Below are 26,868 nucleotides of genomic sequence, written 5' to 3'. Positions count from 1 at the left end.
ACTCTACTGTGCGTTCTGAACGGAGCTGAATAGGTAGAGGCGCCCGGTCCTTGCTGAACACCTAACGGCTCCAGGAAGAACTCTTCCAAATACAACCCTACTCGGTCACCGCCAGCAAGCACGCCCGAAGCGTACCAACCACCGTCTCAATCTGCTCCCGACCCGTCGAACTCAACTTTAAACCGATAAAGGAGAGGTGAAGCATTTCACCGATGCCCCTCGCACACATTCCTCGGGATCGAAGCTGTTTTTCATAGGGCAGGAAAAACTCGCAAAGTTTCCGGGTAGCCTCTTGGTGAATGTCTGCGATGCGTTCGCGCATCGTCGTGTCTATCTCGAGTTCGAGTTCATCGGCGTGGGGCATCGTTTGCATGGATTCCCAAGACCTGATGACCAGCCTATCAAGAAGGATCGTTATCCGGTCCTCGCGATCGACGACGCCGTCAGTAGCTTCGGCGATCTCGCTCCATCTCGACCAGAAATGATAGCGGATAACGCCATGTAATAGTTCTTCTCTGTTCGGGAAGATATTGTAAACCGTCTGCCGCGACACTCCGGCCGCTTGTGCAATATCATTCATCGTAGCGCGCCGAATGCCGTAGCGACTGATTACTTCATAGCCAGCTTGCGCTATCCTGCATGCTCGTTCTTCCATGGCATTGTTTTTGACAAATGATGCAAAAATGTCAATTTACAATTGTATTTAAATTGTCAAAAGGCCGATCCACATGAACCGCGGGTGAAACCGTGCGGTGTCCCGCGAGGATTTTAGATGAAGCTTTTTCGAACACTCTTACTGCTGACACTCGGAGCCATCATTGCCGCCTGTTCGTCTTCCGAGGCTCCGCCGCAGGATCAGCCGATCCCCGTGAGGACGGTGACCGTGGGAAAAACTAATCTCGATAACGTGATTGAGCTGCCCGGGCGGGTCGAGCCAGTGCGCGTGGCTGAAGTCAGGGCGCGCGTCACGGGTATCGTTCAGGACCGTATGTATGAAGAGGGCACGGATGTCGGCAAAGGCCAGGCGCTTTTTCGCATCGATCCGGCGGAACTTCGGGCGAGCTACGCACAGACGCAGGCCAGCCTGGAGAGGGCACGTGCTACAGCTGCCAACGCGAACGCAGTTTTGAAGCGGTATAGGCCCTTGCTAGAGGAAAATGCGATCAGCGGTCAGGAGTTCGACGCTGCTCAGGCTGCCGCGCGGGAGGCCAATGCGAACGTGGCCCAGATCGAAGCTCAGCTCCGCGCTTCGTCGCTCCAGCTAGGGTATACGACCGTGCGTGCCCCAATTTCCGGCCGTGCCGGTCGAGCCGCTGTGACCGAGGGTGCGCTCGTTTCGCAGCCTGAAGGAACACTGATGACGCGAATCGAGCAGATCTCGCCGATCTATGTTTCCTTTGCCCAGTCCGCCACGGACGTTCTGAAGCTTCGCCGGGCCATTGCCAATGGCGAGCTCGACCTGTCCCCCAGCGATGCGGTCGAAGTTCGCCTCCTGTTTGCAGACGGGACCGAGTATGACTTGCCGGGGGTAATCGAGTTTCTCGATTTCAGCGTGGATGAGTCCACCGGCACCGTTCAGCTACGCGCCGAGTTTCCCAATCCCGACGGGCTTCTGCTCTCGGGTGAGTTCGTCAATGCGCGCATCTATGCAGGCAAAGTCAGCAATGTCGTTGCCATCCCGCAGCGTGCTGTGACCGTAACCGAAGGTGGCGGCAGCGTCATGGTTGTCGACAAGGAAGGGAAGGCGGCAGTCCGTCCGATCAAGCTTGGCCAACTGATGGGCGATGACTGGGTCGTTGAAAGTGGTCTCAACCCAGGCGATCAGGTTATCGTATCGAACCTTCAGAAACTTCAACCCGGAATGCCGGTCAAGGTGGCGAATGCCACAACCGGTCGTTCCGGCTCCGCGACGCCTGCAAAGCCTGAAGCGAAGGCCAACTAACAATGGCGCGCTTCTTTATCGATCGCCCCATCTTTGCATGGGTGATCTCGCTGGGCATTCTGCTGTCGGGGTTCATCGCTCTCAGGGCATTGCCCATCGAACAGTATCCCGAAGTTGCTCCGCCATCACTGGCGATCAATGTCGTTTACCCTGGTGCTGATGCCGAAACACTCGAGCAGAACGTGACTCAGGTGATCGAGCAGCAGTTGAACGGGGTCGAGGGTTTTCTCTATATGTCCTCGTCCAGTCGTTCGAACGGTTCGGCAGCAATCACGCTGACCTTCGAAGCCGGCACCGACATCGATATTGCGCAGACCGAAGTGCAGAACCGGTTGAGCACGGTCGAGGCGCGCCTGCCCGAAGAAGTGCGGCGCCAAGGTATCACGGTGCGGCAGGCGAACGCAGGCTTCCTGCTTATCGTCGCCCTTACGTCCAAGTCGGGCAATCTGGACACTACCGACCTTGGTAACATCGCATCGACCCAAGTGGTCGATGAATTGCGCCGCGTCGCTGGCGTTGGCGATGTCACCCTTTTCGGTTCGGAATATGCGATGCGCATCTGGCTCGATCCGGAAAGGCTCGCGTCCTACAACCTTTCGCCCAGCGCCGTCGTTGCTGCGATCCGGGAACAGAATGCCCAGACGGCCGGTGGCTCGATCGGCGCGCTCCCGCTCCAGGAGGGGCAGGAAATCACCGCGACGATTACGACCGAGAACCGTTTCGCAACGGAAGACGAATTCCGCCGCATCATTCTTCGTACGGATGAAGGTGGTGCAAGTGTGCGCCTGGGAGATGTGGCGCGCGTTGAAATCGGCGCACAAAGCTATGCTACGTCGACCACGCTGAACGGCCAGCCCATGGCAGGCATGGCGATCCAGCTTGCGACCGGTGCCAATGCCTTGTCCACAGCTGAGGGCGTGAAAGAACGCATGGCGGAGATTGGGGCGGGCCTGCCACAGGATGTGGCTTGGTCGGTTCCTTACGACACAACTCCCTTCGTCGAAATTTCAGTCGAGGAGGTGGTTAAGACGCTCATCGAGGCGATGGTTCTCGTCTTCCTCGTAATGTTTCTTTTCCTTCAGAACTGGCGCGCCACACTTATTCCTACTCTGGTGGTCCCAATCGCGCTCGCAGGCGCCTGTCTCGGCCTTTGGCTGTTCGGCTTTTCGATCAACGTGCTTTCCCTGTTCGGCATGGTGCTGGCGATCGGCATTCTGGTTGATGACGCAATTGTGGTCATCGAGAATGTGGAGCGCATCATGCGTGAAGAGGGCCTTGGTCCGCTACAGGCGACGCGCAAAGCCATGGACCAGATCACAGGAGCGATCATCGGCATCACGCTGGTCCTGATTGCCGTATTTATTCCCATGGCATTTTTCCCTGGGTCCACTGGCGGCATCTATCGGCAGTTTTCCGTAACCCTCTCCATTTCGATCTTCTTCTCCGCCGTCCTTGCGCTATCGTTGACGCCGGCGCTGTGTGCGACTTTCCTTCGCAAGGAAGATATTCAGGGCCACGGCGACGAGACGCCTGCCGAAAGTGAGACCGACGAGCCGTTACCCGATGGCTGGCGCGGGGTGGTAGAGAAAGCCCGCCGTTCGACGGGGCGCTTCTTTGGTCGCTTCAACCGATGGTTCGGCAAGATGACCGATCGCTACGGGAAGACCAACGAGCGGATCTTGAACCGACCGATGCGTGGCTTCGCAGTTTTCCTCCTGCTTGCCGGACTCACCGGATTGCTTTTCTTCCGGCTTCCCGGCGGCTTCCTGCCCACGGAAGACCAAGGCTATGTCATCACCGTTGTCCAATCTCCTGCGGGCTCTACCCGCGAAAGGCTGAACGAGGCGCTGGCTCCGGTCGAAGAATTCTGGGCCTCGCAAGAAGAGGTTGAAGATCGTGTGGTTGTGAGAGGCTTCAGCTTCTTCGGCCAAGGGCAAAATCACGCCATCATCTTCACCCCTCTGGAAGACTGGGGCGAGCGTAGCGGAGATGCGAGTTCGGCTGAAGGTCTGGTGGGCCGTGCCATGGGTATGTTCATGGGGCTCGACAACGCCTTGGCTTTCGCGATCCAGCCTCCGGCAATTCAGTCACTCGGTCAGGCCAGCGGTTTCACGATGAAACTTCAGGACCGTGCCGGTCTTGGCCGCGACGCCCTCACCGCAGCACGTGACCAGCTTCTGGGCATGGCATCGCAAAGTTCGACCTTGGCCAATATTCGGCCAGAGGATGAGGCACCGGCGCCGCAGCTTCACGTGGAAGTGGACCGCGTCAATGCACGTGCGATGGGCCTTTCGATGAACGATGTGAGCAACGCGCTGTCGATCAATTTCGGTTCGGCTTACGCGAATGATTTCAACCGGCAGGGTCGTGTCCTTCAGGTTCTCGTTCAAGCTGATGCGCCCCATCGAATGACGCCTGAGGATGTGCTTTCGCTCCGTATTCCCAATGCGGAAGGCGCGCTGGTACCGTTCAGTGCTTTTGCTACGGCCGAATGGACTGCGGGCCCGCCAGCGGTAGCCCGTTACAACGGATACCCAGCAATGACGCTGTCGGGCACTGCGGCGCCTGGCGCCTCATCGGGGGCAGCCATCGCAGAGATGGAGCAACTTGCCAGCCAGTTGCCGGAAGGCATCGGGTTCGAATGGACCGGCATCAGCTATGAAGAAAAGCAGGCTGGCGGTCAGATCGGTCTGCTGCTTGGCCTTTCGGTCGTAATTGTCTTTCTTGTGCTTGCCGCGCTCTACGAAAGTTGGGTCGTGCCCCTTTCGGTTCTGCTGATCGTGCCGATGGGTGTTCTGGGTGCGGTGGTGTTCACCATGCTGCGCGGATTGTCGGCGGATATCTACTTCAACGTAGGCCTCATCACGATTATCGGACTTGCCGCCAAAAACGCGATCCTGATCGTCGAATTCGCTATTGAGGAAGAGGCAGAGGGCAAGAGCCCGCTTGAGGCGGTGAAGGCAGCAGCACGGTTGCGGTTGCGTCCGATCGTCATGACCTCGCTTGCGTTTATTCTGGGTATGGTTCCGCTGGTTTTCTCTTCCGGCGCTGGTGCTGCAAGCCGCATCGCGGTCGGAACAGGTGTCATGGGCGGGATGATCGCGGCTACGGCAATCGGCATCTTCATCATTCCGCTGCTCTACCTGCTGGTGCGAACCAGACTGGGAGGACGCAAACCCAAACCGGCGGGCCATCTCGAAGGAGGAACGGAATGAGGCGCTTGCTAACAGCCAGCCTGTCGGCTCTGGCTCTCTCGGGTTGCGTCAACATGGCACCGGATCATGAGCGTCCCGCTCTCTCCACGCCACTTGCCTACGACGCTGATTACCGGCCGGACGGAACCGTGGTCGCCAGCACGCTGACCTATGCGGAATGGTTTGCCGATCAGAGACTGGTCGCGCTTATCGATACGGCTGTTGCGAACAACCGCGACCTTGTGGCGGCGACAGCCCGGATCGAACAAGCTCGCGCGCAATATCGCATCGAGGACAGCCGCCGATTGCCGACCCCGGTCGCAAGCGCATCTGCTACCCGATCCCGCACGCCTCTCGGTACGGTGCAACCGGGCGCTGAAGGCGCAATAACCACGGATCGGCTCAATGTGGGTGTCGGCGTATCTTCCTTCGAACTGGATTTCTGGGGACGGGTTGCCAACCTCTCCGAAGCAGCGCGGGCGCAGTATCTGGCGGTCGAAGCAAACCAACGAGCCTTCTACCTTTCTCTTATTGCAGACACGGCATCGACCTATTTCGAATTGCTGGAGACCGAAGCGCAGATCCAGCTGGCTGAGGCCACACTGGAGAGCCGACGGGAAGGTCTGCGCATTGCTCAGCGGCGCCTTGATGCAGGCGTGACATCCGCGCTGCCTTTCCGGCAGGCGGAAACGCTGCTGACTACGGCTCAGCAACAGCTGGCGTCCGAGCGTCTCGCTCAGGCAAGGTTGCGCAACCAGCTGGCAGTCCTGATTGGCGGGACGATCCCCGCCAACTTGCCTCAGTCCTTGCCAATGACTGCGCAGAACAGGGGGATGGCGCTGGACCCTGGGACGCCGTCAGATCTTCTGCTCGTGCGCCCCGATATACAGGCTGCGGAGGAACAGCTCCGCGCCGCGCGTGCGAACATCGGCGCCGCCCGTGCGGCATTCTTCCCCACGATTTCGCTGACCGGTAACGCGGGTCTGGCGTCGAGCGATCTGGGCGGCCTATTCGGGTCGGATGGTTTCTCATGGTCGTTCGGCCCGTCAGTAACGCTGCCGATTTTCGATTGGGGTGCTCGCGAGGCGAGCTTGGACCTTGCCGAAGCGCGCGAGGTCGAACAGGTCGCGATATACGAAAAGACGGTCCAGACCGCATTCCGGGAAGTGTCGGACGGCTTAGCCGGAAGACGCTGGCTGGCCGAGCAGGTTGCGGCCCTGGAGAACGGCGTCGCAGCGCAGGAAAAGCTCGCCCGTCTTGCGCGCCTGCGTTACCGCGAAGGCGTGGCGGATTATCTCGAAGTGCTTGATGCGGAACGCAATCTGTTTTCAGCCCAGCAGCAACTGCTCACCACGCGACGGGCCTATCTGCAGAACGGAACGACACTGTTCGTCGCTCTTGGAGGCGGGATCGGTACGGTCCGATAGGCTTCTGCCTCTCGTGCTAGGGCTGCTAGATGTCTGTGATCAGATCCCGGCATACCATTGGTAGCCCGAGCGATCTTCCCAATAGCCGCCCTTTCCGCCGCCAACCTCATCGAGGCTTTCGACCAGTTCGATGCCGGTCAGATATTTCGCGTGCTTGTAGCCTAGTTGGCGTTCCAGCCTCAGCCGGACGGGGGCGCCATTGCGTTCGGGCAGCGGCTCTCCATTAAGCTGATGCGCAAGAATGGTCTGGGGATGGAAAGCATCGTCGAGATCGCAGCTTTCATAGTAATCGCCGCCGTTCAAATTGTCGGCACAGCGGAAGATAACAAAGCGGGCTTCCGGTCGGACTTTCGCAGCTTCCAGTATCGTCGAGAGCTGGGGGCCGGTCCATTCACCGATAGCGCTCCATCCCTCCACGCAATCATGGCGCGTGATTTGTGTGCGCTGCGGCAGGCCGCGGATATTTTCCATCGAGAGCTCGAGCGGGTGCTCGACAAGTCCTGATACGCTAATGGTCCAGTTGGCAAAGCCATCTTCCATGGCCGCGCGATAAGCTGCGGTGTCGACGCTTTGGGTGCCGTTGCCGCGAAAGAAGGGCGAGATTGCCTCGCGGCCATATTCGGGAGCCATGGAAATGCGCCCGCCGCCAAGTGTCCGGTGCAAACCACGATGCCAGTCCTGCGCTCGGTCGACGATCTTGCCAAACCATGCGCTGTCGCCGACTGCATCGCAGCCCGCGACGACAGTGGCCCCCAGGGCTACCAGAAAGTTACGCCTGCGCATTGCGGCCTCCGCTGGTTTGCATGCGTCCGCCGAATATCATGCCGCGGAGCTGCGTGATCGGGCCTGCAAGCAGCACCAGAAGCACATGAACGATGAAAAAGGCTGCGAGAGCGAAGGCGCTCAGAAAGTGGATCGACCGCGCGCTTTGCCTGCCGCCGAAAATTTCGCTCAGCCACGGCCAGGCCGCCTCCATCCCAGGGCTCATCGCCATGCCTGTGAAGATCATGGTTGGGAGCAGGACGAAGATCACCAAAGCATAGGCGAGTTTCTGCAGGACGTTGTATTTGCCGGTGCCGTGGTCGAAATTGAGCCGGAGGTGCGCTTTCACATCGCGACAGATGCTTTGCGGGCGCCATTCTACAGCGCGAAGCACCAGATCGCGCCAGATGTGGCCGTTGATGAGGGCGATTATCATGAAGGCCAGCAGACCAAAGGCAAAGACGATCGCGAAGACGACGTGCCAGTCACGCGCTGCGGCGAGGCTGTAATAACTTGGAATTGTGATCCAGCCGGGGAAATCGGGCAGCGATAGCCAGGCTTCCGACGGCAGAAAGCCCTTATCACCCCAGTACAGGCGCGGGTGTGCGTTCGAGATATTGAGCCCGCTCATGAATAGCACGATAAGGCACAAGGCGTTCACCCAATGCCATAAGCGTGTGGAGAGGGCGTGGCGCTTCTTCAATGATGATCCCCTTTGGACGGCCGGTCTATATCGCAGTCGATTAAGCCAGCGCAACGAGAAGCCGAATTCCCGGGTCCGCTGTCGATCACATAAGGCGAGCGCCATCGGGAGCATCGCCCGGCGAGGCAAGCACGATGCGCCCCTCTTCGTCGAGAAAGCCCAGAACCAGCACTTCGGACATGATCGGCCCGATCTGGCGCGCTGGAAAATTGACCACCGCCATCACTTTCCGGCCAATCAGCCCATCCGGGTCATAAAGGTCAGTGATCTGGGCTGAGCTTTTCTTTATCCCTATCTCGCCGCCGAAATCGACCCGCATCTTGATCGCGGGTTTGCGCGCTTCGGGAAAGGGTTCTGCTTCGATAATCGTGCCGGAGCGAATATCGATCTTCAGGAAGTCGTCGAAGTCTATCTGTTCCATGCTGGTTGCATAAGAAAGCATGGCTGGGCTGTCCAATCCGCAAACTCAGCTTGAAGCGAATAGCGCGCAGGCATACGGGCGATTCAATGCTTTCCTCGGCCTATCCTGTTCGCGCGCTATTGATCGCGATTTTCGTCCTCATGGCGGGCAGCGGCTTTCTGTCCACGCTGATTGCGATCAGGCTGGAACTGGCGGGCGCTTCGGCAGGCGTCATCGGCCTTGTCGGCACAAGCTATTTCGGTGGCCTCATGCTGGGGGCGCTCCGCGTACAGAAACTTATCGAAAGGACGGGCCATATCCGCGCTTTTGCCGCTTTCGTGACGATCTACTCTGCCAGCAGCCTGACCTATGCGATTTTCGATTCCGCAGGCATCTGGACGGTTCTGCGTTTTATCGACGGGCTTGCCATGGCGGGGGTCTTCGTGTGCCTCGAAAGCTGGCTCAATCAGCAGGCAAGCCCGAAGAACCGCAGCGCCATGCTCGCCGCCTACATGATCGCGCTTTATTGCGGTCAGGCGGCTGGACAGTTCCTGCTCAATTTGGGTGACGAAGCGCCGGATCTGCCCTTCATGCTGTCGGCAATCCTGCTTTCGATCGCTCTCCTTCCAGTCCTCCTCACGCGAATGGATCAGCCGGTCATCGAAACGGTGGCGCCGTTTTCCCTGCGTCGTCTTTACAAGGTGTCGCCTCTCGGCATCGTGGGTACGCTGGTGACGGGAGCAATATTGGGGGCATTTTATGCGCTGGGCGCGGTTTACATCCAGCGGATCGGAATGGGTTTGTCGCAGGTTGCCCTGTTCACCTCATGCGTCATCGCTGGCGGCGTGGCGCTCCAATATCCGCTCGGGCTTTTGTCTGATCGCTTCGATCGACGGCTTGTAGTCATTGCCAGCTTCTTTGCGACATTCGCCGTCTCGCTCCCGATCTTTCTGATGGATCTAGCACCGGTAGCGGTGATCGGCCTCGGCAGCCTGTTCGGCGGATTTGCTTTTGCGCTATACCCGCTATGCGTGGCGCATTCGAACGACCATCTATCCGAAGAGGAGCGGATCGGAGCAAGCAGCGGTCTGGTCCTGACCTATTCGGCGGGTGCGGTGGCCGGGCCTATGCTGGGTTCCATCGGCATGGGTGCACTGGGGCCGGGCGGTCTCTTCGCCGTGACGGGCGCCTTGGCGATACTCGGCGGCATGTTCGGTATCTGGCGCAGCTTCGCCCGTGCGTCGGTTCCGGCAGAGGACCAGCAGGCGTTCCAAAGCCTTCCGCGCACAACGGCCATGGCCGCTATCTTCGAAGCAGCGGACGAGCAGCAGTCCGATAGCTGATGCTGCGCCTTGACTTGAAGGACGGGTGCAGGCTCTTGGCAAATGACCAAACAAGCGAGATCAAAGAGTGACGACTTCTCATCATCTTCCGCCACGGCACCGCAGCTGGCTGTTCGCCCCAGGCGATAGCGAGAAGAAAATGACGAAGGCTACGGAAGGCGAAGCCGACATCGTCATTTTCGATCTCGAAGACGCGGTAGCGGAAGAAGAGAAGGCATCGGCTCGCGAGGCGATTGCGGTGTTTCTCGAAGCGCGCGACGAGGAGGAAAAGGCGAGGCTATGGGTTCGCGTCAATCCGCTCGACGGGCCGCATACCGCAGATGATCTGGCGGCCGTCATGCATGCCCGCCCGGGGGGCATCATGCTCCCTAAATCGAGAGGTCGGCATGATGTAGAGGAACTTGACCGGCTTCTCACTCCGCTCGAAATGGAACTCGGCATCTCTCCCGGATCGACTCCGGTCATTGTCCTGGTCACCGAGACCGCTGCCGCGATGTTTACCACCGGCGATTACGCCGATGCGCCGCGCCTCGTAGCGATGACATGGGGGGCGGAGGATCTGGCGGATTCTATCGGGGCCATGTCCAACCGGCTGGAAGATGGCAAATACTCCTTTACTTACGAACTGGCCCGCAGCCTGACCCTGCTTGGTGCGGCTGCAGCCAATGTGCCTGCCATCGAAACGATCGACGGCGATTTCCGCAATCTGGAAGGTCTGAAGGCGCGCGCGGAAAAGGTCCGCCGTGACGGCTATCGCGGGATGCTCGCGATCCACCCGGCACAGGTGCCGGTGATCAACGAAGCTTTCAGCCCGGGCGAGGATGAAATCGCCGAAGCGCGCGAGATCGTGGCGCTGTTCGACGCAAATCCACAAGCCGGGACCATCGGCCATAATGGCAAGATGCTGGACCGCCCGCACCTCAGCCGGGCGCGGCAGCTTCTGGCACAAGTGGATGGTTAGGCGCTGAGCCTGTCCACCTCGGCGAGAACGCGCTCGCTCCATTCGGGGCGGCAGATGAGCAGATCCGGCATGTAGGTATCCTGCTGGTTATAGATCAGCGGGCTGCCATCGATGCGGCTGGCATGCAGTCCGTTCGCCAGCGCGACCGCCACGGGGGCAGCGCTGTCCCATTCATACTGTCCGCCGGTATGCAGATAGATTTCCGCCTCGCCCCTGACCACGGCCATTGCCTTGGCTCCGGCCGAGCCCATCGGGACGAGTTCTGCGCCGATCGTATCGGCCACCGCCACGGCTTCGCTGGCAGGCCGCGTGCGGCTTACCAGCATGCGCGGCTTTTGCGCGGCAGGCGGTAGCGCGCGGGGTGTATCGCTGCGCAGCACTTCCCCCAGGCCGGGCAGAGCCACCGCGCCTGTCACGGGTTTGCCGTTCACGCACAGGGCCACATGCACTGCCCAGTCGTCTCGTTCTTCGCCGTATTCCCGCGTCCCGTCCACGGGATCGACGATCCACACCCGCTCTTTCGAGAGCCTTTCGTCCGTGTCCTTGCTTTCTTCGGACAGCAGCCCGTCATCGGGGCGCTGGGCGCGGATTGCGTGGCAGAGGAACTGATTGGCCGTCTGGTCGCCCGCCTTGCCGAGACGTTTGCCTTCGAACATCCCGCTCGCGCGGACTTCGAGCAGTATCCGGCCAGCGACATGAGCGAGATGGGCGGCGAGTTCGGCATCGGTCATTGGGTTCTCGCAGTTGCAAACGCAAAGGGGGTTCGCATGACAGACCTGCGCCGCCTTGCGAACCCCCGAGGTGTTTAGAAATTCTGCGGTCAGGCGACGGCAGGTTTTCTCGCGAAGATGCCGAAGCCGGCGATGATCGCATAGCAGATGATCGGCAGGATCAGCGCGAATGCGAGGCTGCCGCTCGTATCCGCCAAGACGCCGAACAGCAGCGGGACAACCGCACCGCCGAAAATCGCGACGTTGATGATGCCCGATCCGTCTGCCGCACGCGGCCCCAGCTTTTCGCAGGCGAGCGAGAAGATGGTTGGGAACATGATCGAGTTCATCAGACCGACTGCAAGCAAGCTGTACGCAGCGAGTTCGCCGCTGGTCAGAGCGCTTATGATGATAAGGAGAATCGATCCGGTCGCGTTGAAGGCAAGGATTTTGCCCGGCGAGAAGATGCGCAGGAAGTACGAACCAATGAAGCGGCCAACCATGGCTCCGCCCCAGTAAAGCCCTATCATCCATCCGATCACGCTTTCCGGCTGGCCCAGAACCCGGTCCTGCGCAAGGTAGTTGATGATGATCGAACCGATGGAAACTTCGGCACCGACGTAGACGAAGATGCACAGCGCGCCATATCCGAAGCGGCTACGCTTCAGCAGGTCGAACCCGGCGAGACCGGAAGAAGCTTCATGCTTTTCGCCCTGAAGGCGGTTGCGGAAGAGCCATACGGCGAGTGCAACAAGGGCAATGAGGCAGGCGACACCGAGATAACCCTGCCAGATCGCTTCGCTTTCGGCTTGCCGGTAAGCGGTAAGTTCTGCACCGGAAAGCTGGTCAGCACTGACATTGGCAAGGCTGCCGAGAATGACGATCGAGCCGACGATCGGGAAGATCGTCGTGCCCAGCGAGTTGAAGGCCTGGGCGAAGGTCAGGCGGCTGTGCGCGGTCCGTTGCGGACCGAGCAGGGAGATCAGCGGATTGGCAACGACCTGGACGATGACAACGCCGCTCGCCAGGACGAACAGTGCGAACAGGAAGATAGCGTAAGTCGCCGTCTGGCTGGCGGGAATGAACAGCAGGCAGCCAACCATCATGGTCAGCAGGCCCGCCACTGCGCCGCGCATGTAACCCAGCCGCTTGACCAGTTTCGCTCCGGGAATGCCGACCACGAGATAGGCCGTGAAGAAGCAGAACTGCACCAGCATGGCCTGCGTGTAGTTGAGCGTGAACAGTTCCTTCAGCTTCGGAATGATCACGTCGTTTAGCGAAGTGATGCCGCCGAAGATGAAGAACAGACCGAACACGAAGTAATTCAGGCCGGGCGCATGAATGCCCGTATCGTCGGCGTCGATGGGCGCCGGGTCGGTGCTCGACGCGACATCTGGTGCGAGTGCCATTTCAGTATTCCTCCCAAGTGCCGACGAACTTCACGAACCGGCGTTGATCTTGCATCGCGCTATGTGCCAGCCTTTTCGGACAGCACAAAGCGAATACGATTTCGTGACTTCAGAACGAGCAGGCCGTTCCTTCGGCAACGTCTTCGCGTACCACGCTGGCGATGCGGAAGGTGACTTCGGCTTCGGTTTCGAACCGGATGCGGTTGCCAAGGCCGGGCGCGCACTGCTCGGTGATCAGCATTTCGCGCCAGCCCTTGCCATGCGCCACCGCGAAGGGCTGGGTCAGATCGACGAGAGCATCCTCGCCCACGCGCAGCTTAATCGGAGCCGTAGGGCGCGTGACGACTTCATAGGTGATGCGATAGGCACCGCCGGTATCGGGCGTCTGCGAAAGGCCGAAGCGCGAATTTGCACGCATCGTGACCTCACGTGCATCTTCTTGCGCATTACGGTCGTAACCGCTGACCAGAACGCCGGAATCGGTGAGATCACCGCGCATCTGGGCGAGGTATTCGCCAACGCCTTCGACATTCGGTTTGACGGCAAATGCGACCACGCCATCGGCCAGGCGGCCGGATTCGAACAGGGCGCGCGAGGGCCCTTCGAGCAGCGGGGCGCAGTTTTCGTCGAGCTTGGCGGTAGGTGAGGTATCGGTCAGAGCGCGGCCGTATCCGACCGGGAAAAGCGCGCCCTTGGGGCTGTTGAGCGGTCCTGCATCGCAGGTGGCCGGCCAGCTGAAACCGAGCTTGCCGGTGGCCGGTACGGCGCCGGTCAACACATCGGCAACGCCGGCGCCTTCGCTACCCGGCAGCCACGACGCGACGAAAGCATCGGCAACGTTCATTTCGCGGTTCACCCACATCGGGCGGCCCGAGAGGAAGACGGCGACCGTGGGCACGCCCTCGGCCTTGAATTTACTCAGCAGCGTCAGCCCTTCTTCGTCGGTGAAGCCGAGGTGCTTGCGGTCGCCCGCGAACTCCGCATAGGGCTCTTCGCCGAACACGACCACGGCTACATCCGGCTTGGCCGAATAGGTGCCATCGGGCGACAGCGTGGCCTTGCCGCCGCTTTCCTTCGTTGCGGTTTCCAGGCCCTTCCAGATCGAGGTTGCGCCCGGAAAATAGCTGTTGTCGAGATCACCGCCGCCCTGCCAGGTCAGCGTCCAGCCCCCGGCGGCCTGCGCGATATCGTCCGCCGCGCTGCCGGCGACGAGGATGTTCGCGCCGGCTTTAAGTGGCAGCACGCCAGTGTTCTTCAGCAGCACCTGCGATTTCGCGACCGCTTCACGCGCGATGGCGCGGTGTTCGGGTGAACCGAGGAGATCGTACTGGCCGGCATTGGGGCGGCCCGAGGGCTGAACGAATTCGTCAAGCAGACCGGCGCGGTATTTCACGCGTAGGATTCGGGTCACGGCTTCGTCGAGGCGGGCCATGGGGATCGTGCCGTCGTTTACCTGCCTCACGGTTGTTTCAAGCAGACCTTTCCAGTCATCCGGCACCATGTAGATGTCGAGGCCGGCGAGCAGTGATTGCGGACAGTCGGTGTTGGTGCAGCCGGCGACCTGCCCGTGGCCGTTCCAGTCACCCACGACGAGTCCATCGAAGCCCAGTTCGTTGCGCAGCACGCCGGTCAGCAGCGTTTCATTGCCGTGCATCTTGCGGCCGTTGATCGAGTTGAAGCTGGCCATGACCGTTTCCACACCGGCGCCGATGGCAGCGGGGTAGGGGGCAGCGTGGATCTTCTTCAGCTTCTCGATATCGCCGGTTACTTCGCCCTGGTCGACACCCTGATCGGTCCCGCCGTCACCGAAGAAGTGCTTGGCAGTGGCAATGACATGCCCGGCGCCCAGCCGGTTGGGATCACCCTTACGCCCCTGCAGGCCTTCGACCAGCGCAGCGCCCAGCGGCGCGACGATCTTCGGATCCTCGGAATAGCTTTCATAGGTGCGGCCCCAGCGATCATCCTGCGCGACGGCGATCGTGGGCGAGAAGTTCCAGTCGATTCCGGTGACTTCGATCTCGGTGGCAGTGGCTTCGCCGACGCGTCGTATCAGATCGGCGTCGCGTGTTGCGCCAAGGCCAATATTGTGCGGGAAGATCGTGGCCCGCATCACATTGGTGTGGCCATGCACGGCATCGGTGCCCCACATGGTCGGGATGACGGGCTCACCGTTGGGCTGCTGGGCGATCGAGGCGAGATACATCTCGTCGGCAAGCTTCAGCCATTCGCTGGCTTCGGCATATTCATCGCCATAGGGGCCGCCGTTGCCGCCATTGAGATAGCTGCCGAAACGGTAGCGGCGCATGTCTTCGGCAGTGAAGCTGTTAATCTGCGGCTGGATCAGCTGGGCGACCTTGCGCTCCACGCTCATGCGGGCGATCAGATCGGCGACGCGGGCATCTTCAGCAGCACGTGCAGTGCTGGCGGCAGGCGTTTCCATATCGCCTGGAACAGTGGTGCACCCGGCAAGTGTCACCGCGGCGGCCGTGGCCATCCAAAACGCTTTCATAACGATCATCCCTCTCCGCGCTCTCTTAATTGAGAACGTTATCAAGAGCGAGAGTTGGCACGCTGTGCGCGTGAAATCAAGCGGCTACTTTGTCTTTACGAGTGTAAGCAGAAGCGCGGTGCCTAGAGCGACGAGGGCGGCCAGCGTGAAGAACAGGGCGCTAAAGCCGAAGACCGGGACGAGGGCAAGGGTAAGCCAGGGCATGATCAGGCTGGGCACAGTATTGGTCAGGTTGAAGATGCCCAGATCCCGCCCTCGCATGGATGGTTTGGGCAGGACGCGCAGCGTCTGGCTGGTATGCAGGGCCAGAAACACGCTGGTCGATAGGCCGAACACGACATACCCGGCGATGGCACTGCCGAGATTGTCGGAAATGGCCATCAGCAGCAGCCCGACCGCGCCAATCGCAGAACCCAGCGCCAGAGGAAGGATCGGTCGTTCGCGGCGATCGGACCAGCGCCCGGCCACCAGAGCCAGTGGTACGGAGAGCGCGAGCACAATCGAGAACACCCGCGCGGTCTCGCTATCCGTGAATGTTGGATCAATGCTGGTGAACCAGATCAGCAGATAGGCAAAGAGGGCGGCTTCGGCGATCTGAACCAGCAAGCGGACCAACCACATCCGGGCTGCCGCGCTGCGTTTGGCGTGCCTGATCCGTTCTTCGGGGCTGGCGTCGTCGAGCATGAGATGCGGCATCGGGCGGGGGCGCCCGAACAGAAGGACGGGTAGCACCATCGCTGCCACCAGCCCCGCCACCAGCACCAGGCGTTGGTCCGGTCCGGCCAGGCCGGGGAGGGTCACGAATGCGCCGGAAGCGGCCCCGAGCGCGGGCGCGAAGGCCAGCAAACCGCCAAGAAAGCCCTTCTGGCTATCCGGCACCGAATCTCCCGCCCATGCGCCGAGCGGCCCCAGCATCATGTTGAGCGCCAGCTGCCAGACCACGATCAATCCGAGCAGATCCAGCGGACCGCTGGTTGCGCGCACGCAGATCAGCAGCGTGCAGGAAAGCACCAGACCGGTTGCTATCCAAGGCCGGCGGGTGCCGGTGAGATCGCTCAGCCAGCCGAAGGCGATATTGCCGACGCTGGCGGCGATCGCTCCGGCGAAGGCGATATAGGCGAGCAGGTCGATCCTTGCATCGCCAGCCAGTTCGGTGGCGCGCAGCGGGAGCAAAAGTGTGAGGAAGGGAACGTAGGAAACCGCACCGCCTGCAACGGCTAGGGCATAGAGCCACATGAAGCGCAGCGACTGGCGTTCCCCGCTGGCTACCTCGGCATCAGCCATGCTTTGGTGCGTGGCTCGTCGATTCCCGAACAATCAATTCTCCCGGAACGATGGTCGGCCCGTCTTCCGGTTTCGCAGTGTGCTTCTCGATGAGCAATTCCACGACGCGAGATATGGTTGCCGCAATGGGCTGGTCGACAGCGGTCAGCGCCGGCTGGGTAAAGCGAACGATCGGCGAATTGTCGAAGCTGACCAGCGACAGGTCCTCCGGCACTCGCAGGCCGCGTTTGCGGGCGGTGGCCAGCGCTGCAAGCGTCATCTGGTCACTACTGGCGATTATCGCGGTCGGCGGTTTGGCAAGCGACAGCAATTTCTCCGTCGCCGCAGTGCCGCTGTCGAAGCCGAAGTCTCCACGTTCGCATAGGCCCTCGCAAGGCAGGTTCGCGCGTTTCATGGCCGCTTCCCATCCCACGATACGGCGATTTGCGAGGCTGAACTCTTCCGGCCCGGCGATAAAGCCGATGCGCTTGTGGCCCAATTCGACCAGGTGATCGGTGGCCAGCCCCGCATTGAAGGTATCACCCATCGTAATGGCGATACCGGGCCCGTCCTGCGTCGAGCCGATCCTGGCAAACGGAATGCCGCGCTGCGCAAGCAGTCCGGTGATCAGGTCGTTTTCCGAATGGGGAGGGGTGAGGATCACCCCATCGGGCTGCAAGGCGGCGATGGCCGCCCCCAGTTCGCGTTCGACATGGTCGTTATGCGTATCGACCAGCTCGATCATCATCCGGTACCCATGCTCGGCACAGGTCAGCATCCCGCCCAGCAGCATCTGGTCGATCCAGTCGCGCCCTTCGCGCGCGCGCCAGTCGGCAATCGTGCGGTCGCGATCATTGATGGCCAGGATGATGTAGGACTTGGAACCGCTCATGCGCTGGGCGGCAATACTGGGAACGTAACCGAGCTTGTCGATGCTTGCCTGCACGCGCTCCTTCATAATGGGGCGCACGTTCGGTTCGTTATTGATGACGCGGCTGACGGTCTGCAGGGAAACCCCCGCATCGGCCGCGACATGTTTTATTGTCACCGACTGGCGTCGCCGACCCATTCTGGCATTCCCCTCTTCTTGTCACCGCTACCGCAGCGAAACCGTCTTCACCAGCCCATTGAAGCGGCCTCGGTCCGGATTCTAGTCACTTTATTTCTTCCGCCCGGAGAGAGATGGCTCACCGATATGACGCAATGGCCTGTGATTGGACGAGGTTTTGAAAGTCTGGGCTTGGGAAAGCCGCCGTAGCCGAAGGTTTCAGAATGGCGCAGGCAACGCATAAGTAATCTTCGCTGCGGATATCGTTTCCGCCCCCGAAAGGTAGGCCTTAATAAGCGGGCCGTTGGTTTGGGAGAAGGTGATGAGCGTTGCAGAAACACCGTGCGGCCAATCAATAGCGCGGACGGAGGACATTCTGGCCCAGTCAATCTTTGCCAGCGCTTCGTCCGCATCGCACGGCTTCTCTTTCGCTCCCGTCCAATCCCCGCACGCTATATTGAATGCGCGCTGGGGGCCTTTGTCAAAAGCTTCGGTCAGCTCGATAAATTGTCGTAAGCGACGCTCGTGCTCGGGTGGCGAACTAATACCGGCATAACGCTCGCTGGGAAGTAATGCGCACACAGCATCGGTTGTCACTTCATTCAGGACAGCAATTTGCGGAAGACCGTTTACGCTGAATAGTCGCTTTGGGTCATCAGCGCTGCGTTCACTGAGCGGTCTGCTTTTTACGCCGTCAGGCAAATCGAACGCTACAACAATCCTGCGCGCCGTACACAGGCGGCCACTGTCCGCGCGGCCCCGTTCGTGAAAGGTGATATAGCCAAGAGATGGATCGGCCATTTCTCCGTGCGGCCCACGACCGGTGTCTGGCAATTCGACGCCGATGATATCGCCATGAGGAAACTCTGCCAAAAGCAAATCCTCTAGTTGATCGGACGACATCGCCTCGGCGTCATCTCGGGAAAGTATGACGTCAGAGCTTTGAGGTGTGGCTATTGCCATCATGAGAAAGACGAGCACGGGACGATCTCCTTATTCTCGAAATCTCACACGTTCCTAGACTACTAACTATTCCAACATTAGCAAAACATCCGAACGGATGTTTCGAACATGTATGGCGACATCTCTAAGGACCACTGCAGGGTGGTCTCCAAAAAGACTCCCAGATTCTCGCGAAGCGCTATCGCGTGCATCAAGGATCGATCGGTAAGTCAGCCTTTTCGAGTAGGGCAATCCAACCGTCCTGTTCATGCCGCTTCGGCCTGTTTGGCACCGCAGTAGCGTTTTACAAAAGCGTGGTGCTCGGGCAGGCCTGCCACCGTACGGGCAACATTGCTGCGCAATGTGCCAAGGAAGCGCTCCAGTTCTTCGCTGCTCATCTTGGTGGCGACGGGGTGATAGGTTTCGGGCATCAGCCCCTGGCCCATCATCACCTGCACCCAGCTGTTTTCCGCGAACAGTTCCTCGTTCTTGCGGAACACGCGGCCAGTCTCGCGGAAGAGTTCGATCTTCTGCGTCAGGCTGTCGGGAATTTCCATGGCGGCGCACTGGCGCCAGAAGGGCGAATCCCGCCGCTGGGTGACCTTGTAGTGCAGGATCAGGAAATCCCGGATCTGGTCCATGTCGGTCAGCTGCTGATCGTTGAATTCGTCGATATCGCGCTGGCTTACCCGCTCGCCCGAAGGCAGCATCCGGATCAGCCGCAGGACGGCGCGCTGGATCAGGTGGATGCTGGTGGATTCCAGCGGCTCCATGAACCCGCTCGACAGGCCCACGGCCACGCAATTGCGATGCCATTGCTTGCGCCGCGCGCCGGTGGTGAAGCGCAGGCGGTTGGGGGTGGAGCAGGTGGCGCCTTCGACGGTCGAGAGCAGCCGCGCCTCGGCCTCGTCGTCCGACATGTAGCGGCTGCAATAGACGATGCCGTTGCCCTGCCGGTGCTGCAGCGGGATGCGCCACTGCCAGCCTGCCTCATGCGCGATGGCGCGGGTGAAGGGCACCGGATCGCGAACGCTTTCGGTCTGCACCGCGATGGCGCGATCGTTGGGCAGATAGTGGCTCCAGTCGTCAAATCCGACATGCAGCGCGCCTTCGATCAGCAGCGCGCGGAAACCGGTGCAATCGAGGAAGAGATCGCCTTCGATCCGCTCCCCATTTTCCAGCGTCAGGGCCGCGATATCGCCGCTCTCGCTGTCGAGCTCGACCGCGGCGATCTTGCCCTCGCGGCGCGTGGCACCGAAGCTTTCCGCCTTGCGGCGCAGAAAGCGGGCATAGGCCGTCGCATCGAGCTGGTAGGCATAGTTGATGCGGTTGTCGGGCAGAATGGCAAACTTGCCGGCATGCGCGGCGGCAAGCTCCAGGCAGTAATCGTCATAGCTGTGCTCGTGCCCCTGTGTCAGCCCGTGCATCCAGAAATGCTGGAAACCGGCGGACCAGTGATCCTTGCCGGTCGCGCCGAAGGAATGGAAATAGCTTTCGCCGTCGGTTTCCCAGTTCTCGAACTCGATGCCCAGCTTGAAGGTCGCATTGGTCTCGCGCATGAACTCGGCTTCGTCGATGCCGGTCAGCTGGTTGTATTTGACCAGCGGCGGAATGGTGCTTTCGCCGACGCCCACCGTGCCGATCGCATCCGATTCCACCAGCGTCAGCTCGATCGTGTCGCCCATGGTTCGCGCCAGGGCGGCGGCGGCCATCCAGCCCGATGTGCCGCCACCGGCGATGACGATGCGGCGGGGTGTGGTTGCGGTTCTCATTGGTTGAGGGCTCTCAGCAGGAATGATCGGATGCGGCTGGCGCCCTCGGGGGTGAGGGGATCGAGGATGCCGCGCGCACCTACCGGGATGTGATCGGTGACATTCGGGCCGTGTTCGAACACGTAATGGTCGAACATCTGCTTCCAGATTGCCCGGTCTTGCGGGGGCAGATCGCGAATGGCGAGGATGGCGTGGTTAAGCGCGTCCTGCGGCTGGCCCAGCCATTTCGGCGTCTCGCGCCACCAGTAGTTCACCAGCACGTTGAACGGGGCCAATCCCTCCACATGGTGCCACCACATGGACGGGATGAAGACCGCATCGCCCGGTTCCAGCTCGGTGGTGAGGGCGGTTTCCAGCGCGGCTTCGAAGCGGGGATGGGCGGTGAAATCCGGCTGGTGGAAATCGACCATGCTCACCGCGCGTCCGGCGGGAGTGTTGTCGACCGGGCCGAGATAGAGGTTCTCGAACTGCTCGGGCGGAAACAGGGTGAAGCGGCGGCGGCCAACGGCGCAGCAGGCGAGATTGTCGGGAAAATCGTTATGCGCGGCTATTCTGGTGCGGTTGCCGATCCAGATGCTCTCGCGCGGCTTGTACTGGGCCACCGGGCTGGGGTTGGCCTCGGTCAAGCCATTGAAATTTCTATTCATATCGACCGACGGGACATAGGCGGTAGGGGGATTGTCCTCGCCCTCGTACCGGTCGAAGCCGCCGAAGATGTCGGCCAGCTTGCCGGTCCCCTCGCGGAAGTTAATCTGCATGTCGTCGGCATAGAACATGCGCCCGCCATGGCCCGGCGGGCCGAGAGCCACGGTGAAGGGCATGGCCCGCGCATGGTCCAGCAGGTGCTCCCGCGCCTTGGCTGCAGATTCGAGCCCTGCGCGCACCAGCGGCCAGTCCGCCACCAGGCCCCGCACCACGAACGGCTCCCGTGCCCCCTCCAGCAGCTCCGCCAATTCCTCAAAATCCGGCGCCTCGCGCTCCTCGATATGGGTGAGCTTGGAAAAGATAAGAGGGGAGGCGTCAGCCATTGCTCAGCGCTGCATCCTTGCGTTCGATCAAAGCGGAGAAGTGCGACAGCGAAGCCACGGCCATGAACACCGGCAGCAGGAAGCCGTGTTTGTGCAGGTCAGCCAGCGCATCACCATCGAGCTGCTGAAGCTTGTCCTCTTTGATGATATGGAAGCCGACCAAGGACTGTTTGGACCCGTTTGAAAGCGGAACCTCGAGCGTGAAGGCTTCCAAAAGCTCGTAGCGTTCCAACGCTTCGATAAAGGCGGCAGTCCCCTGATATCCTACGTGGAGCTCGCCGAGCTGGCCGGCTATTTGTTCGAGGTATGGGGTGGAGCCGCCGTCCTCGTCGAAGACACGCATGCCTTCTCCGGAACTGGAAATGCGGGGATGATCCATGTCGACATGGACTTGCCCCTCGCTCCCTTCTTCGCTCGGGGCTCCGATCAGAAAAGGTTGAATGGCCAGCGTAAGCGGCCGATACCGCCCCTCCCATTTGCCTGCGTTCAGAAACAGGTTCTCGCCATTCTCGAAGCCGAAGAGCGCCAATGGCACGAAAGTATCGCCTTCCTGCGTGCGGCGGAACACGATGGGGAATTCACTTTGCACACGACGGAATTCCTCGGGAATAATCATCGTAGCCATCACGCCGTCGCCCAATTCTGCTTTGGGTTCGGTGTGGATACGGAGGTCTCGGTGATTTTCTGGTGTCAAAGTCTGGTGGTTTGCCATTTAAGCGAATTCTCCCTCCCGCGGATCGGCGGGGTGTGTTGATCTCAGTGCATCGAGGTAGGTACGGTTTTTCGGCATGGCAGCGGTGAGCGCCCGCGCCTTTTCCCGCACTGCCGCTAATTGCGCTTGAACAGGTTCAAGGTCCTCGCTGGACCCGCTCAGCGGTTCGGCGAAACCCATTCCGTAGAGCACATACTGCTGGCTGGCAGCAGAGAACATCTCGTCTACTTGGGGAAAGTCCCATTGGGTTGGGGGATGATCGCGCCAGAGCTGAAGCTGACGCCCAAGCGAAGGCGGTATGCTCGCGGGATCTCGGTGTGCCTTCCAATAGGGTTCGGAGCGCTGGCTCAGCACATAATGCAGCTTGAGGAAATCGACGACCCGTTCCCAGCGGTAGTGAAAGAGCTTGTTGAACCGTTCCGAGTAAGCCGGAAGAGCTTCACGGGTGACAGGAAAGCTGCCTGCGAGTGCTTTGAGAGAAAGCTCTACTAGTACGATTGCAGAGGCTTCGAGAGGCTCGATAAACCCGGCGGACAAGCCTATGGCAACGCAATTCCCCCGCCAGAAGCGTTCCCGATGTCCAGTGCGAAAGCTGATCTTGCGCGGAACAATCGCCTCGGGTTCTTGCCAGGGAAGATTTATAGCTACGTAGTCTTTCAGCGTCCTCTCGGCTTCTGCGTCTTCCGTAAACTGCGACGAGTAAATGCATCCGATCCCTCGCCGCGTCGGGAGAGCAATATCCCACAGCCAGCCAGACTTGTGGGCCGTGCCAATCGTTTGCGAGGCGATTGGACTGTCCGGCTGGGTTTCGACCTGAACGGCCAACGCGCTGTCATTAAACAGTACGTCCGATCGGTCGATCCATGCAGTGCCATAATGCTCGCCAATCAAGCATGCGGCCATGCCCGTACAGTCCAGAAAGAAATCGCCGCTGAGTTGTCCACCCCTCCGCAGAATTACACCAGCGATGCGGTCAGGACCTTCGGACAGGATATCGATCACTTGATCGCGTATATGCGTGACGCCAAGGCGGTTTACCGCATGTCGGGACAAAAGTCTGGCGAATTTGCCAGCATCGAAGTGATATCCATAATTCAAGGCAGCAGCGTAATCGGGCATGGAACGCTGTCGCGGAGCCAGATTTTGCATGCATACAGCGGCCTGCGGAGATGCCAGTTCTGCAAAAGATCGACCGTCAGTCTGCTTCCAGGCTGTAATGAGGGGCCTAACATCCCCCAGGATGGGCGGCGTGAAGGGATGGAGATAACTGTCTTCTGACCCCCCCGTGCGCCAGCCGTCGAAACGGGAACCCTGCTTGAAACTGGCATCGCATTCGAAGAGAAATTGACTTTCGGGAATGCCGATGATGCGCAGCGTCTCACGCATGGTCGGCCAACTTCCTTCGCCCACTCCGATGGTCGGAATATCGGGTGCTTCGACCAATGTGATCTGAAGTTCTGGACGGCGGGCTGCCAGATAGGCGGCCGAGAGCCACCCTGCGGTGCCCCCGCCAACTATAACCACCTTTTCGAAATCTATCGCCATGTCAGTTCGACATTCCATACAGGCTTGGCAGCAAGTGACCAAGAAAAGGGCCACACTGCGGTTCTGCAGCGTGGCCCATTCTGTGGCTAGTGCAAGGAACGGTAAAGTATGAACCGCTCCATGCCGCCGATCACCAGCTGAAGCGTACGCCCGCCGCGTATCGGGCATAGCCCGGCGCAGCGAAGTGGACAGCCTGATCCGCCCTCCGGTGGCCGCGGCGGTCCGCATTGGTTACGTTGATGCCTTCCGCGAAGATCGAGAGGCCATTATCGAACTCATAGCTTGCACTCACGTCGAACTGACCATAATCTTCCACGAAGAATGGATCGTTGCCAAAGCCATCCAGGAATTCGTCGCGCCAGTTATAGGCGACACGAGCTTGGAAACCGTAGTTCTCGTAGTAAACAACTGCATTGGCGCTGTCCGATACCCCGTTGATTGCATACTGCGGCTCCGGATCAAAACCCTCCCGAAGCAAATCGTACTCGAGGTTACTATTAACGACGGTGTAGTTCAGGATGGCACCAAAGCCCGTGTCCCAGAAGCTATGCTGTATCGCAAACTCGAAACCATCGACCGTTGCGGGCTCTTCGAGGTTTACCGGACTGCTCAGATTGAAGCTGAGGAGTGGGTCACCCGCTTGCCCAATGATGCCAAGGGGGCTGCCGTTCGCATCGTATTGAACGGCGTTCGGGTAATTGGTTGCCGCATAATTCAGGATTTGCGCGAAACTGGCGTCGGACCCCAGTGCGGCGACAGCTTCATTGAAGATTGCGCCATCGCTGGGATCGGGCAGATCAAACGGCGTGTCCCTACGATTGCGATTTCCAATGAAGTCGGAAACTCGCTTGTTGAAATAACCAACGGAAATGTAGCTGGACGGTCCATAGTACCATTCAGCGGATAGATCGATGTTCTTCGATTTGTACGGCAAGAGGAATGGGTTGCCGCCACCACCTGTGCTGCCGCCGTCCGGCCGTGCTGGGAAGTTGAGGTTGAAGCCCGCTTCTAGGTCGCCATAACTTGGACGTGTAATAGTGTGACTGTAGGAAGCGCGGAGGACGACGTCTTCGATTGGCGACATGTCGAAATCGATCGCAGGTAGCCAATTGTCGTAGGAATTTCTGTCCGTACGGAATTGGCGCCCAACTTCGAACAGCGTCATTTCATTAAAAGACAGCAAGGATGTCCCGGAGTAGGTCGGGGTCAAGGCAGAGCTTACAAGATCCGTGACTTCATAGCGCAGGCCGAGAAGCAGATGTGCATCGTCAGCCAGGATGTCGAAAGTATGCGATGACTGGATGTACGGAGCGATCGTCTTTTCCCGCAAACGACGGTCGGTCGTCAATTCCGCGATGCAACCTTCACCCGACCAATCGCCGACTATGGAATTCGAACAGATGCCGAAGCGGCTTTCGAGGTCATTGATCAGTCGCACTGTATCGATGGCGAAGTAGCGACTAATGATCGCTGGATCCTGTGATCCTTCCATGCCCGCGAGATCGGCAGGCAAATCGCGTTCAGTATAGATGTCGTCCGCTGGATCGTAGCGCTCGAAAATATCTGGGTCGGGATTTGCATCAATGCCACCCCAGGTTTCATTCTGCAAATTGCCATACGCGGTGCGAACCTTGTTATCGGTATAAGTAACACCGAAATCCAGTGCATCGATGAGACCGGTGTCGAAGTCATATCCGCCGGAGAGACGGAATTCTTGAATTCGATCTTTCATGTAACCAGTGCGGAACGCGTTACCTGAGGCAACAATATTGGAAGCCTGAATCTCTGAACCAGGATACATGGCCACCGAGACAACCGGCATGTCGGAAGTGAAGTCGACGGTCTGTTGCTGTACACCAAAAATCGCACTTCCGACGGCGACACTGCTTCCGAAAGGCGACGTGGGCTTAGATTCCGCGGTCGAATGGTGCACGTCCAGTTCCCACCTGAAACCGCTCGGATGGTTCCATTTCAGGTTGCCGCCAATGGAATGATTGACATTGCGGTTGGCCTCAACGGCCCCCGTAATGGCCAGATCTTTACCTTCGCCGGCACTGAAGTTTTCGCCGTAAAAATTTGGCCCTGCGACTGGTCCGTCTGTCCAACTGCTGAAAGTGTTACCGTGGTTGAACCAGACACCGATGCTATTCGTTTGCGCGTCGAGCGTATATTGAGAGTAGGTGTAGTCGATGGACGCCTCGAACTGGTCCGAAGGGGCCCACTGTAGAACGGCCTGGCCGTTGATCCGTTCACGCTGGAAGTTCGCAAAATCGTAAGCTGCGTTTTGCGGAACCTGATAGATGTCGTCTGCGCCGGGGCGGTTCTCCACACGGCCGCTGTCCGCCGGGGGAAGTGCACCCCAGGCGTCGGTGTTGCTTCCAAGGATACCTTCGCGCCATTCGCCCACGGAAAATTGCGCCCAGCTGCCTTCGCGCTTCTGGTAAGCGCCATTGATTAGGATGCCCAACGTGTCGTCGGCGAACGTCTTGCTGATGATGCCCGAAACTTCGGGTGTGATTTTGGTGTCGTCGAATGTGTGATCGAGAACTCCCTTGACACCGATGCTGCCCTGGAAACCGGAACGATCGAGTGGTTTGGGTGTGCGAATGTTGATGACCGAACCGATGCCCCCGGTCGGCAGGGTCGCACGACCTGATTTGTATACCTCAATTGAGGCTACAGCTTCCGATGCGAGGTTAGCGAAGTCGAAGCTGCGCGTAGCGGGCGGAGCGGTGCCGGCAAGGCTCGACGCGGGCATCTGGCGACCGTTCAGAAGGACGAGATTGAATTCGGGGCCAAAGCCGCGAACCGTTACATACTGACCTTCGCCATTGTTGCGATCGATCGAAACGCCGGTGATACGCTGAATGGATTCGGCTAGATTGGTATCGGGGAATTTGCCGATGTCTTCGGCGGAAATTGCGTCGACAACGCCTTGCGCGCCGCGCTTGATGTTCATCGAGTTTTCCAGCGAAGCCCGGATCCCGGTAACGACGATAACATCTTCATCCGGAGTGGTGACTTCCTGCGCGCTCTGGTCTGCGGGAATGTCTGTCTGCGCCATCGCAGAAGTAGAGCCAAAACCCAGTGCCATGACCGAGGCACCTGCGAGATATTTGGCGAACGTGCGCTTACGTTCAAAAGCCATCAGTGATTCTCCTCCCAACACAAGGTTCTGGCTAACCCAGAACCCCTTTT

20 protein-coding genes are annotated in these 26,868 nt (G+C 59.7%); 5 read left to right on the top strand and 15 right to left on the bottom strand.

From position 1 onward, the window contains the following. Nucleotides 1–97: 97 nt before the first annotated feature. Complete coding sequence (locus tag ACYQ0G_RS13140) at nt 98–655, bottom strand: TetR/AcrR family transcriptional regulator (protein ID WP_460103357.1); 558 nt, start codon at nt 653–655, stop codon at nt 98–100. A gap of 117 nt (nt 656–772) precedes the next feature. On the opposite strand from ACYQ0G_RS13140, the gene ACYQ0G_RS13135 reads away from it, so the two are divergent. From ACYQ0G_RS13135 to ACYQ0G_RS13125, 3 genes are read left to right on the top strand one after another with little or no spacing between them, the layout of a single operon-like run. Further along, nucleotides 773–1,942, top strand: coding sequence for an efflux RND transporter periplasmic adaptor subunit (locus ACYQ0G_RS13135; protein WP_460103354.1), 1,170 nt, complete (start codon nt 773–775; stop codon nt 1,940–1,942). A gap of 2 nt (nt 1,943–1,944) precedes the next feature. Continuing rightward, nucleotides 1,945–5,157 carry a multidrug efflux RND transporter permease subunit gene (locus ACYQ0G_RS13130; RefSeq protein ID WP_460103352.1) on the top strand — a complete coding sequence of 1,071 codons (3,213 nt, stop codon included), beginning with the start codon at nt 1,945–1,947 and terminating at the stop codon, nt 5,155–5,157. After that, complete coding sequence (locus ACYQ0G_RS13125) at nt 5,154–6,563, top strand: efflux transporter outer membrane subunit (RefSeq protein ID WP_460103351.1); 1,410 nt, start codon at nt 5,154–5,156, stop codon at nt 6,561–6,563. Before ACYQ0G_RS13130 ends, ACYQ0G_RS13125 begins: the two co-directional genes overlap by 4 nt. A 39-nt stretch (nt 6,564–6,602) precedes the next feature. Here the strand turns inward: ACYQ0G_RS13125 and ACYQ0G_RS13120 are convergent, their stop codons facing one another. From ACYQ0G_RS13120 to ACYQ0G_RS13110, 3 genes are all read right to left on the bottom strand, one after another. After that, entirely contained in the window at nt 6,603–7,346 is a 744-nt protein-coding gene (locus ACYQ0G_RS13120; RefSeq protein WP_460103349.1) for a molybdopterin-dependent oxidoreductase, read from the bottom strand. Then, on the bottom strand, nt 7,333–8,028 hold the full coding sequence (locus tag ACYQ0G_RS13115; protein WP_460103347.1) for a cytochrome b/b6 domain-containing protein: 696 nt from the start codon (nt 8,026–8,028) through the stop codon (nt 7,333–7,335). The genes ACYQ0G_RS13120 and ACYQ0G_RS13115 overlap by 14 nt, the downstream gene beginning before the upstream one ends. Nucleotides 8,029–8,113: 85 nt before the next feature. Next, on the bottom strand, nt 8,114–8,470 hold the full coding sequence (locus tag ACYQ0G_RS13110) for a tRNA-binding protein (protein WP_460103344.1): 357 nt from the start codon (nt 8,468–8,470) through the stop codon (nt 8,114–8,116). Between the two features lie 65 nt (nt 8,471–8,535). On the opposite strand from ACYQ0G_RS13110, the gene ACYQ0G_RS13105 reads away from it, so the two are divergent. After that, complete coding sequence (locus ACYQ0G_RS13105; protein ID WP_460103343.1) at nt 8,536–9,771, top strand: MFS transporter; 1,236 nt, start codon at nt 8,536–8,538, stop codon at nt 9,769–9,771. A gap of 67 nt (nt 9,772–9,838) precedes the next feature. After that, entirely contained in the window at nt 9,839–10,732 is an 894-nt protein-coding gene (locus ACYQ0G_RS13100; RefSeq protein ID WP_460103341.1) for an HpcH/HpaI aldolase/citrate lyase family protein, read from the top strand. On the opposite strand, the gene ACYQ0G_RS13095 is transcribed toward ACYQ0G_RS13100, so the two are convergent. The 11 genes from ACYQ0G_RS13095 to ACYQ0G_RS13045 all read right to left on the bottom strand — a co-directional run bounded on the left by ACYQ0G_RS13095 (nt 10,729) and on the right by ACYQ0G_RS13045 (nt 26,818). After that, entirely contained in the window at nt 10,729–11,463 is a 735-nt protein-coding gene (locus ACYQ0G_RS13095; RefSeq protein ID WP_460103339.1) for a 3'(2'),5'-bisphosphate nucleotidase CysQ, read from the bottom strand. The two genes, ACYQ0G_RS13100 and ACYQ0G_RS13095, sit on opposite strands and share 4 nt — an antisense overlap. 89 nt (nt 11,464–11,552) lie before the next feature. Then, nucleotides 11,553–12,851: a sugar MFS transporter gene (locus ACYQ0G_RS13090; RefSeq protein ID WP_460103337.1), complete on the bottom strand. Its 1,299-nt coding sequence runs from the start codon at nt 12,849–12,851 to the stop codon at nt 11,553–11,555. Between the two features lie 109 nt (nt 12,852–12,960). Then, nucleotides 12,961–15,360 carry a glycoside hydrolase family 3 protein gene (locus ACYQ0G_RS13085; protein WP_460103334.1) on the bottom strand — a complete coding sequence of 800 codons (2,400 nt, stop codon included), beginning with the start codon at nt 15,358–15,360 and terminating at the stop codon, nt 12,961–12,963. Between the two features lie 84 nt (nt 15,361–15,444). Then, nucleotides 15,445–16,644, bottom strand: coding sequence for an MFS transporter (locus ACYQ0G_RS13080; protein ID WP_460103332.1), 1,200 nt, complete (start codon nt 16,642–16,644; stop codon nt 15,445–15,447). Continuing rightward, nucleotides 16,637–17,692 (bottom strand): LacI family DNA-binding transcriptional regulator, encoded by a 1,056-nt coding sequence (locus tag ACYQ0G_RS13075; protein WP_460103330.1) that lies wholly within the window; start codon nt 17,690–17,692, stop codon nt 16,637–16,639. Before ACYQ0G_RS13075 ends, ACYQ0G_RS13080 begins: the two co-directional genes overlap by 8 nt. Before the next feature lie 198 nt (nt 17,693–17,890). Next, nucleotides 17,891–18,652 (bottom strand): hypothetical protein, encoded by a 762-nt coding sequence (locus ACYQ0G_RS13070; RefSeq protein WP_460103328.1) that lies wholly within the window; start codon nt 18,650–18,652, stop codon nt 17,891–17,893. A gap of 227 nt (nt 18,653–18,879) precedes the next feature. After that, nucleotides 18,880–20,385, bottom strand: coding sequence for a tryptophan halogenase family protein (locus tag ACYQ0G_RS13065; RefSeq protein ID WP_460103326.1), 1,506 nt, complete (start codon nt 20,383–20,385; stop codon nt 18,880–18,882). Next, on the bottom strand, nt 20,382–21,413 hold the full coding sequence (locus ACYQ0G_RS13060) for a cupin-like domain-containing protein (RefSeq protein ID WP_460103324.1): 1,032 nt from the start codon (nt 21,411–21,413) through the stop codon (nt 20,382–20,384). Before ACYQ0G_RS13060 ends, ACYQ0G_RS13065 begins: the two co-directional genes overlap by 4 nt. Further along, on the bottom strand, nt 21,406–22,125 hold the full coding sequence (locus tag ACYQ0G_RS13055) for a SapC family protein (protein ID WP_460103322.1): 720 nt from the start codon (nt 22,123–22,125) through the stop codon (nt 21,406–21,408). Before ACYQ0G_RS13055 ends, ACYQ0G_RS13060 begins: the two co-directional genes overlap by 8 nt. Next, nucleotides 22,126–23,670: a tryptophan halogenase family protein gene (locus ACYQ0G_RS13050; protein ID WP_460103320.1), complete on the bottom strand. Its 1,545-nt coding sequence runs from the start codon at nt 23,668–23,670 to the stop codon at nt 22,126–22,128. 130 nt (nt 23,671–23,800) lie between these two features. After that, complete coding sequence (locus ACYQ0G_RS13045) at nt 23,801–26,818, bottom strand: TonB-dependent receptor (protein WP_460103317.1); 3,018 nt, start codon at nt 26,816–26,818, stop codon at nt 23,801–23,803. Nucleotides 26,819–26,868: the final 50 nt, after the last annotated feature.

The organism is Qipengyuania triglochinis (assembly GCF_054655615.1).
The sequence above is the reverse complement of the archived record's forward strand: the minus strand, read 5'-3'. Positions and strand labels throughout refer to the sequence as shown.